The organism is Gemmatimonadota bacterium (assembly GCA_009838845.1).
Classification (GTDB): Bacteria; Latescibacterota; UBA2968; order UBA2968; family UBA2968; genus VXRD01.
Map to the genome: position 1 here is coordinate 24,787 of VXRD01000083.1, position 10,180 is coordinate 34,966.

Here is a 10,180-nt window from a genome sequence, read left to right on the forward strand (position 1 = left end):
TGGTGTCCTCCCCCTATGTCTTGCGGATATCATCGGTCAATCGGTTCGTCGCCGGAGACCAGATTTACGAGATCGCCCGGTCGAAGGGTCAGATCCGGGGAGATGTGGAGCGCATCCCCGATCGGGTCAGGGTCTGCCCCGGTGTAGGGGAAGCCAATGGCCGGCAGGTCGGGATGTTCCGCCCTGAACTGGACGGGATCCCCAGAGAGATCCTGCGAGAGCGACCAATGGGAAAGGGACTCCGCGAAGGTAGCGAAACTCCTATCCGGCTCCGGTTCCTGAACATCGACGAGGACGAGACAGTCGAGGGGATGATCACCGCGCTGTAATGACTCTCCTCCGTAGAGTCGGAGATGCAACCTCAGTTCGGTATCCTCGCCATAGGCCAGACGTGCGTGACCTTGCCGGGCGTCGCCATCCTCAGTCAGAAGCAGAGGTACGATCCCATAGTAAAGATCGCCGTAGGAGACGGCGACCGACTGGACCGGCTGGAGTTGTATGTCTCTGCCTCCCCAGTCCACGTTGCCGATGCGCACTTCCCGGATGGTGTTTCGCAGGCCAAACAATACGCGGGGTTCGCAGTAGAACGTCGGGTCGTTCAGGAATCGCTCTTCTTCTTCGTCCGATCTTTCATAGTGGAGGCGACCTATGACGCGAGCGCCTTCCTGGCGAGATGTGAATGTCGCGCACGGCATATGCAGGAACGATTCATCCGGAATGAGGGGGACGCTGGCGCGCTCCTCGGCCTTGTTGCGGACGAGCAGAATATAGGATGGGGGAGAGTGGCCGCCCACGGTTTGCAGACACTGGGAGGCCAGGCTCCAGTCGGGAGTCAGGAAGTGCGTTCGTCGCGAGCCGAGCGAGATACTGCGGTCGTGGATTTCGCTGGTGCCTGACTTTTCCCGAGCGAGGGTGCGGACGGCATCGGGAGGCACGTAATCGAACACCGTGTGTCTGATAAAGATCTCATTATTCAAAGCCCCCACGTAGATGTTGCCCGCGTCGGGTGGACACGGGGTGCCGAATTTGATGTGGCCGTAAAATGCCGAGGACGTGCTCGCGCCGTGCAGCGCGTCATTTTGATACGCCCGGGAAGGTGCCCCTGCCAGGAATCCGTTGGGCAGCATATTGAGCGCAAGCTGGTAGGTGATGAGATCCATCGTCCGTTTCAACTGATCGCGGAACTGGCTGTCTCGCGCGTAGTTCCATGCCGCTTCCATGCCGTGGAGGGTGACCGGGGTGTATCCCGGGCTGTTGAATTCGTGGAACCCGTCCGCCGAAGTGCCTCTGACCCAGACGTCGAAGGCTTCGGCTGCCTCGGCTTCGATTGAGGCATCGTCGAGGGCGCGCGAGAGGGCGACCCGGCCACCAATATTCAAGGCGTAGATGTTGGAGTACTGCCACCTGGCGGTGTGGTTGCGGATGCCCTCTACGACATTCGGAAATGCGGCCTCCATTGCGTTCTTTGTCTCGGGTGTCAGCTTGTCCTGGAAGTCGAGATAGGCGTAAACGAGCGGAATGGTGATAAAAGAAACCGCGTTTCGGTCTTTGACGCGGTCCCAGTGTGTCATCCAGAAGAAATTGCCGAAGGTCTCGGAGTTCGGTTCGAGATCCTGGCCCTCGAGCACGCTGTGGATGATGCGATTGGCCTCACCGGCGTCATCCGTGCCGTATGTTCGGTCGTCCGATAAAAGAAGCAGGACGGCGTACCAAATCGAAGCCGTACGCGTGTGTCCTGTGAAGCGGGGAAAGAATGGATCGAAGTTCCGAAGAAGGGCGACGTCCGGATCGTAGTTCTGGTCGTCGTTCTTGCGGAACCGGTCGCGCAGGAACGCAACACGGGCGCGTTGTTCGCGAAGGATGGGGTCGATGTTCATCGGAGACTCCTTTAACATTAACCGGTTGAGTAGTATATCCTGTTTCGTTCATTCCACAAATAGAAGAACACCATGTGTCAACGCATTACGACTTTTGCCATCATCGCCATCGCGCTGATGTTGATCGCATTGTTCATCACAGGTAGGACTGTACCTTCAACTGCTGCAGCATGTCCTGGGGATTTTGACGGCAATAAGCGCGTTAATATAGCCGATTTTCTGGCTTTTGTAGAGGTCTTTGGCACCAGTTCTGCGGATGCGAATTACAATGTGCAGATGGATTTGGATAATAATGGAAGCGTTACTATGGCTGATTTTCTGGCTTTTGTAGAGGTTTTTGGTACAGAGTGCGGTGGTGGCGGTGATACAAATACAACGGGTTTATTTACACAAACACTTTTCCATGGTGGTGTAACAAGAGAATATATTATATATGTGCCTGAGGCTTATGATGGAACTTCAAAAGTTCCACTGATGCTTAATTTTCACGGATATGGTGGAATTGCAAACCAGTATTTAAAATATGCAGATATGCGGCCTCTGGCAGATATAGAAAATTTTATTCTGGTTTATCCTCAAGGGACCCTGCTGAATGGAGATCCGCACTGGAATTCTGGTTTAGAATCAGATAATAATAAAAGTGATGCGGATGACTTTGGCTTTGTGGAAGCGTTAATTGATGAAATTTGTTCCAGGTATAATATTGATTCGGCAAGAGTATATTCCTGTGGTTACTCAAATGGGGCTTTTTTTACTTATGCACTTGCTTGCTATCACAGTGACAAAATAGCGGCCATAGGTTCTGTTGCTGGAACAATGATGGAGGAAACGTATAACAACTGTAGGCCATCACACCCTATGGCTATGATAAATATTCACGGTACATCAGATTATGTTGTCCCTTATGGTGGGGGAAGTAAAGGGTTATTGTCAATTGATGAGGTGCTTGCTTATTGGATAGGGTTTAATAACACCAGTACTACTCCAATAGTGAATCGTATGAATGATAGGGGAGTAACAATAGAACATTATTCCTATACAGATGGAGACAACAATACTTCTGTAGAGCATTACAAGGTTATTGACGGAGGGCATGTCTGGTTTGATATTAGCTACGATGGCTCTAATACCAGTCGTTTAATCTGGAATTTTGTGTCGAGATATGATATTAATGGAACGAACTGAATGCCCGAGAACAGCGGGAAATAACAGACCTTTTAACCAATCAGCCAGCAATCGCTGGCTCATAACTTGAGGACACATTATGCAAGTAGGAATTATGTCAGGTCAAATTGCTCGGCCGACCCTGGAGGAAACACTCGACGCCATACTTGAGCACGACATCAGGCATCTTCAATTCAATTTGGGATCCCTGAATGTGGAGGGTTCGCTATCCGATAAACTCGCAAAGGCACCTGTGGTTCGGGCGGAGATCGAAAAGCGCGGCATGGTCATCGCTGCCCTGGCTGGCACGGTCAATATGGTTCATCCCGATGAAGAAAAACGTCAGGAAGCTATCGAGCATCTCAAATTGCTTATTCCGGCGTGTGACCCGATGGGTACCTCGGTGATTGCCACCTGTACCGGATCGCGCGATTCAGAGAGCATGTGGCACTGGCACCCGGATAACGAAACAGAAGAAGCCTGGCAGGTGCTACGCAATACCCTGGAACAGGTACTGCCGGTTGCCGAAGCGGCTGGCGTGATCCTTGCGTTTGAACCAGAGATAAACAACGTTGCCAGTACAGTGCATAAGAGTCGGCAACTGATTGATGAAATGGGTTCACCCAACCTGAAAGTCGTGATGGATGCCGCCAATATTTTTGGCAAAGATGACCTGTCTCGCATGAGAGAGGTATTAGACGAGGCTTTCGAGCTTTTGGGCGACCACATTGCCATGGCCCATGGCAAAGATCTGGATCGCGGTGGCGATGCCGGACATCTCGCCGCTGGTACCGGCAAGCTCGATTACGCCCATTATGTGTCGTTGCTCTGTGGACTTCCCTTCGACGTGTCAGTCATTCTGCACGGTCTTTCCGAAGATCAGGTGGATGCCAGTGTTGCCATGCTCCGGCGTCACGCTGCAGCACACCAGTAAGGAATTGACGATATGAAAGCTAAAGTCGCCATTCTGGGTTGTGGAAGGGCGTCGCAAAAATGGCACCTGCCGACAATGCACACGCTCGCCAAACACGGCGAACTCGATTTTGTCGCGCTCTGCGATATGGATAAGTCGTTAGCGAAACAGACCGGAGAATCCTATGGTGTTCCGTGGTACACCAGTGTCGAGGAGATGCTGGAAAAACACCCGGACATCATGGCCGTAGATGTCATCACCGGCGACCCCCTACACCATGTGCTTGCCAGGTTGATCGCAGAGCACGGCAAACACGTCATGGTGGAAAAGCCGATGGCGCTGACCTTGCCCTGTTGTGACATCATCATCGATGCCTGCCGCCGCAACGGCGTGCATTTTGAGGTGGCAGAAAATTACTTTCGCATGCCGAAGCAGCGGATGATCATTAAGCTCATTGAAGAGGGGATTCTGGGCGATATCGTTCGCGTATATTTTGTCGAGCCAAAGCGGCAAGATCCATTTGAGCCGACCGTTACGCACAGCGGTTTGGGCCGACCCATCTCGGGCTTTGGTCGCACTTCTGGCATGTGCATGGATATGGGCGCACATCGGTTGTCACAGTTGCGGTTGTACGCCCAAAGTGAGCCTCAGCAGATTACCGCGACGGTGAGAAAGTACCGGTCGGATCCCATGAGTATCCATGAAGACTGGGCGCATGCAATGATCGATTTTGCAAGCGGCGCAGTGGGTATTTATGAGACATCGCGCCTTGGTGAGGCTCAGAAATATTGCCAGATTATCGGTAATCTTGGCGGTATTCTCGATACCGACTATTTCGGCCCGGAGATCCCCCTGCGTTTGCGCATCGGCGAGGAGATGCAGGACATTCCTGTCGAGACTGTACGTCGCAAAATCAATGGCGTGGATGTGCTGCAACGGATCGTCGTGCATACGGATCCCGAGATCGTCTATGAGAATCCGTTTCGGGACTATGCCATTGACGATTGGTGTGTCGGTCATGCCTCCGAGATCATGAGCATCGCGAATGCAGCGCTCAACGACGAGCCTCCCGAATACGGTCTCGGCGGTCGCAAAGATGTGGAGATGGCCATGGCGATTTACGAATCGTCGCTTAACGGCATGACACCCATTAAGTTGCCCCTTGAGGACGTGACCTCCTACGAACAGATGGTGCACGAAGATTATCTCGAAAAATTTGGCCATCCCATTTTATGAGACAACCTTTAGAAAAACCAGGAGAGGGAAACAAACATGCAAGAAGGCAACGGTCAGGAAATGGACGCGCTTTGGGGCGAAGATGTCATTGCACTGCGCGCTGAAAATGCAGAACGGGGGCAACTCTTTAATGATGGCAATTACGCCATGTTTATCCACTGGGGTCCGTATGCTCAACTTGCCAACAAAGTCGATGGCAAAACGTATTACGGCATTGGCGAATGGATCATGAACCCGCGCATGGCCAATATTCCGGTCGAGGAATATATGGAAATGGCTAAAACCTTTAATCCTGTCAATTTTGATGCAACAGAAATAGCACAACTGGCCAAAGACGCGGGCATGAAATACATCATTATCACCAGCAAACACCACGATGGTTTTGCTATGTATCGCTCAGCCTGCAACGACTTTAATATTGGTGCAGTTACCCAGTTTAATCGCGACCCCATGAAAGAACTCGCCGGGGCCTGCAAAAAACTCGGTCTCGGATTTGGATTCTACTACTCTCACAATCAGGACTGGACTTTTCCAGGTGGTGCAAACGGGCCAGACACAGATGCCGATGGCAACCCGGCCACCTTCGACGATTATTTTGTCAAAAAATGCCTGCCACAGGTCGAAGAAATCACCAGCCAGTACGGCCCCATCGAACTCATCTGGTTTGACACACCCGGACAGATGCCCAAAAAGTACATTGAGCAACTCATCGAAGTCGTGCGCAAAAATCAACCCAATGCGCTCGTTTCAGGCCGCGCCGGGCACGGGCTGGGCGACTACAAGACGCTGGGTGATATGGATGTGCCATCCACCAATGTTGAAGGTATGTGGGAAAGCGTCGATACCACCAACGACTCCTGGGCTTTTGCCTGGTACGATGAATACTGGAAAACACCCAAAGAAATTCTTCGCCGCCTGATCTCCTGTGTTGCCAGAGGTGGCACTTACATGCTCAACATAGGTCCCCGCGGTGACGGTTCAATACCCGAAAGAGCTGCCCGCACTTTACGTGCTGCTGGCGAGTGGATCAAGCGCTATCCCCAGGTCGTCTATGGTACCGATGCATCACCCTGGCAACATGTCCTGCCCTGGGGAGATGTGACGGTAAAAGACAATACGCTCTTTCTCAGTATTTTCAACTGGCCTGCCTCTGGTACACTTTATCTGCCAGGCCTCAAAACAGAAATCGAATCTGCATCCCTCCTCGGTGGCGATCAATCTATACCTTTTGAGAAAAAACACGGCTGGACCTGCTTTGAGCTATCGCCGCAGGCACCCGAAAACCTGGTTTCAGTTCTTGAAGTCAAACTCAAAGGCACGCCGAAAGCCGATTCGACCTGGGCAATTGATCCCGAAATAGAGACCGAAATTTTTTCAGAAGCTGCTGTCGTTGAAAATGCCACATTGGCAAATCAACGCTGGATGGAAAAATTTGGAGAATGGAAACACGTTAGCCGTGTCCATAAATGGACGCCTGAAGGCAAAGCGACCTGGACGGTCAACGTTCTTGTACCTGGAGACTACATCGTAGATCTCACCTATTCGGGTGAAGGGCGTCTCGTCTGGGGGGTTAGTATTGAAAATGGTGAACACATTCAAAATCAGCAAAATTCGTCGCATAACTACCAGCGTTTTCCCATTGGCTGGATTAATTTTTCCGGGCCGGGTACTTACAAAATCAGCGTTTCCTGTCTCGAAGGCGATTTGAGCAAAGCCAGTCTAAAATCGATTCACTTCACTCCTGTTCACAGTATTCTCTAAATCCATTGCAGGAGATACAGATGACACAGGACTTCACAGAACAAAACAGATCTTTAACGCTCGGCAAAGGTGTCAATACCGATTTTACCGCAACTGAAGTAAACAAAGTCTCCTATGATAAAGGCTTTTATATTGCGTTCAAAGAAGCCGGATTTGATTCCGTCCGTTTCTTTATTAAACAGGGCTGGAATCCGGAATTCTATAAACCGGCAGTTGACGATGCGTTGGAACTCGGCTTAAAAGTCATCCTTGTTCCTTTTTCGATGTATTGTTGGGGAAAAGAAAGCCTTGTACAGTGGTGGGGTGAAGTTGCGGAATATTATGGAGACTATCCTGCCGAGTTGATTTTTGAAGCTTTTAACGAACCCAAAATGGCAGGACACCCCGACGGAGAAGAAGCTGAAACCATGGCATGGTATTCTGCGTGTATCCAGGAAATTCGCAGATCAAATCCAACGAGATTGATAGCCGTTGGTGGGCCGCATTTTAATGGCGTGCAGCTGCTCACGAAATATGTAACACCGGAGTATCTTTCATATACGCTCCAGGATGGAACCGGTTTTGCCGATGACCCCAATATTTGGGGCGTTTTTCATTGTTATCACCCCAAACCTTTTACCCACGGTGCAATAGACCAGGATATCAACAAAGATCATCCAGGCTGGCGAGAAACCATACTTGCAGATTTGGAAGAAGCAGACGCGTGGTCAAAAAAACACAACAAAAAGGTCTATCTCAGTGAATGGGGCGCACGTCTTAATCATGAAATAAGGCATGTTGAAGAATACACGGGCTTTATGGTACCTGAGCTTGCCAAAAGAAATATTGAATGGTCGTACTACTGTGGTGTATTCAATAATGCCTGGCCCTACGGACTGTATAATTCAGAATGGGGATTTGCAGGTGTTGAAGGTGTGGTAAAAAATTTGACCGGAAAAGAACCGCCGGCAGAAGTCCCGCCTACCAACCAGATCGTCAATTCGGACTTTCAGCTCGATTTGGCAGACTGGAACGCATCCGAATATGCCATTATGGGGACTGCTGACGGACAAGGTGTAGATGGAACACGGGCCATCAGAGTGCATGTGCCTTTTACCTTTGACCCCGACGTGGGGCGCGGGGTGATACCGTCGCTCTATCAGCAATACGAGCCGGACTGGAAGTTTCGCGTAAGGGGAAAGGTGCAGGCAAATAAGTACACTATCCAACTCCGGGAAGGCAGCATATACCGGATCTCGTTTTGCGCGAGATGCGAAGTCGGTACCGCGCGGTTGCACATTCAGCTTGGTCACGCCCCCGAAAATGACCCCGTCATCTGGACCTCTGAAGAAATAACTGTAGATAGCAAACTGAAAAAATACGAACTCGAGTACGAACATGCCGTCCAAGCGGTCAGAAACGTCCGCTTCTCTTTTATCTTCCTCGACCGTCATTCAGAGATCCTTCTCGACCAGATTGAACTGCGCGGCCGAAGACCTGAATAAGCAGAGGAGGCGATCTTTATGTCAGCTTTAGAAAAAACCAATATCGTTTTTATTCTCGCCGATGACATGGCTGTTTGGGCGGCGGGTTGTTATGGCAATGCAGAAATTCGAACGCCAAACCTCGACCGCATGGCGGCAACAGGCGTGCGGTTTGAGAATTTCTTTGTGACGATTCCGGTGTGTTCGGCAAGCCGGGCTTCTTTTTTGACCGGGCGGATTCCGTCTCAGCACGGCGTTCACGATTTTATTGCGGGTCAGGTCAATTTTGGGACCAAAGGACTGAGTTTTCTCGACGATGAAGTTTGTTACACAAATATTTTGGCTGACAATGGGTGGGCATGTGGTCTGTCGGGCAAATGGCATTTGGGCAATTCGTCTCTTCCGCAATGTGGATTTTCTCACTGGTTTGCGCATCCGGGTGGGGCGGGCGTTTATAACGATCAGGAAATGATACGCGATGGTGTGACAGAGGTTGTGCCCGGTTATGTGACGCATGTGATTACGGATGATGCGCTTGAATATATCGATGCTCACGCAGAAGATGAAAATCCATTTTATCTGAGTGTTCATTATACTGCGCCACACGCGCCGTGGATCGGTCATCCTCAGGATATTGTGGATTCTTATGATGACTGTGCGTTTGAGACGTGCCCACAGGAACCACTCCATCCATGGGCAAAGGTGCCTGAGGATGATGCAGACCTGCCGGCCCGGTCAATGAGAGGGCTGAGCAATAACCTGGGGCAGCGCGAAAGTTTGAAGGGATATTTTGCGGCGGTGACTGCGATGGATCTGGATGTGGGGCGGATTTTGGACAAGCTGGAAGAAAAGGGTTTGCGCGAAAATACGCTTGTGGTGTTTACTTCTGACAATGGGTATTCGTGCGGGCAACATGGGTTTTGGGGTAAAGGCAATGGAACTGATCCGGTGAATATGTATGAGAATTCGATTAAAGTGCCTTTCTTAGCTACGCACCCGGGTGTGATTCCAGAAGGCACGGTGCAATCGGCGCTGGCTTCGGCTTATGATATTTTGCCCACGTTTTTGGACTATGTTGATCTTCCGCTTCCCGATACGAATTTGCCAGGCCAATCGCTGGTCCCCGTGTTGAAAAATGAGAGTGCAAAAGGTCGTGACTGTGTTGTCATTTATGATGAGTATGGTTATTGCAGGATGATTCGGACCGCCGAGTGGAAATACATCCATCGTTATCCAGATGGACCAAATGAGCTTTACGATGTTGTGAATGACCCCGATGATCGCAACAATTTAATCGATGACCCGGCACAGGCTGATCGCGTGAAATATCTCAAAGGAGAGATGGAAACGTGGTTTAAGAAATATGTGATTCCAGATATCGATGGGCGCATATACAATGTGAAGGGTTCTGGCCAGTTGCGGCCTGTGGGTAGAAAATGGGAAGATGGAAAAGAACCTTTTTCAGAGGCTGTAATCAGGATACCAGTGAGAAATGAGTGAGATTGAGTTCAGGCGAGCGATGGTAGGGGATGTGGAGGAGGTCCTTCGCGTAATGGCGCAGGCGTTTGGGAGGGCGCCGGGATCGGAGAAGTACGAGCGCGACAAGGAGAGAATTACGAGGGAGACTGACGCGCATTGGGTGCTTGTGCGAGAGGGGGAGATCGTCGGGGCGGCGCATGTTCGGCGGGAGGAGATTCAGGTGGGGCAGGCGGTCGTGGCCAAGGCAGATGTCGGGGAGGTGTGTATCGCGCCGAGTTGCCAGGGGG

The 10,180-nt window shown here is 50.9% G+C and carries 8 protein-coding genes; 7 read left to right on the plus strand and 1 reads right to left on the minus strand.

Features of this window, described 5'->3' with window-relative positions; translation table 11 throughout:
- Positions 1 to 29 precede the first annotated feature (29 nt).
- Positions 30 to 1,877 (minus strand): hypothetical protein, encoded by a 1,848-nt coding sequence (locus F4Y39_10655; protein MYC14173.1) that lies wholly within the window; start codon positions 1,875 to 1,877, stop codon positions 30 to 32.
- Positions 1,878 to 1,949: 72 nt separating this feature from the next.
- Between F4Y39_10655 and F4Y39_10660 the strand changes: the two genes are divergently transcribed.
- From F4Y39_10660 to F4Y39_10690, 7 genes are all read left to right on the plus strand, one after another.
- Positions 1,950 to 3,062 carry a hypothetical protein gene (locus F4Y39_10660; GenBank protein MYC14174.1) on the plus strand — a complete coding sequence of 371 codons (1,113 nt, stop codon included), beginning with the start codon at positions 1,950 to 1,952 and terminating at the stop codon, positions 3,060 to 3,062.
- A 79-nt stretch (positions 3,063 to 3,141) separates the two neighbouring features.
- Positions 3,142 to 3,975, plus strand: coding sequence for a sugar phosphate isomerase/epimerase (locus F4Y39_10665; GenBank protein ID MYC14175.1), 834 nt, complete (start codon positions 3,142 to 3,144; stop codon positions 3,973 to 3,975).
- 12 nt (positions 3,976 to 3,987) lie between these two features.
- A complete protein-coding gene (locus F4Y39_10670) occupies positions 3,988 to 5,190 on the plus strand; it encodes a Gfo/Idh/MocA family oxidoreductase (protein MYC14176.1) in 1,203 nt (400 codons plus the stop codon).
- A gap of 60 nt (positions 5,191 to 5,250) precedes the next feature.
- The gene (locus F4Y39_10675) at positions 5,251 to 6,951 is read left to right on the plus strand and encodes an alpha-L-fucosidase (protein MYC14177.1); all 1,701 of its coding nucleotides are present in this window, start codon (positions 5,251 to 5,253) and stop codon (positions 6,949 to 6,951) included.
- A 20-nt stretch (positions 6,952 to 6,971) separates the two neighbouring features.
- On the plus strand, positions 6,972 to 8,435 hold the full coding sequence (locus F4Y39_10680) for a glycoside hydrolase family 5 protein (protein ID MYC14178.1): 1,464 nt from the start codon (positions 6,972 to 6,974) through the stop codon (positions 8,433 to 8,435).
- Positions 8,436 to 8,453: 18 nt separating this feature from the next.
- Positions 8,454 to 9,914, plus strand: coding sequence for a sulfatase-like hydrolase/transferase (locus F4Y39_10685; GenBank protein ID MYC14179.1), 1,461 nt, complete (start codon positions 8,454 to 8,456; stop codon positions 9,912 to 9,914).
- Positions 9,907 to 10,180 (plus strand): GNAT family N-acetyltransferase (locus F4Y39_10690; GenBank protein ID MYC14180.1); only part of this gene is annotated, 274 nt, incomplete at its 3' end. The genes F4Y39_10685 and F4Y39_10690, both read left to right, overlap by 8 nt.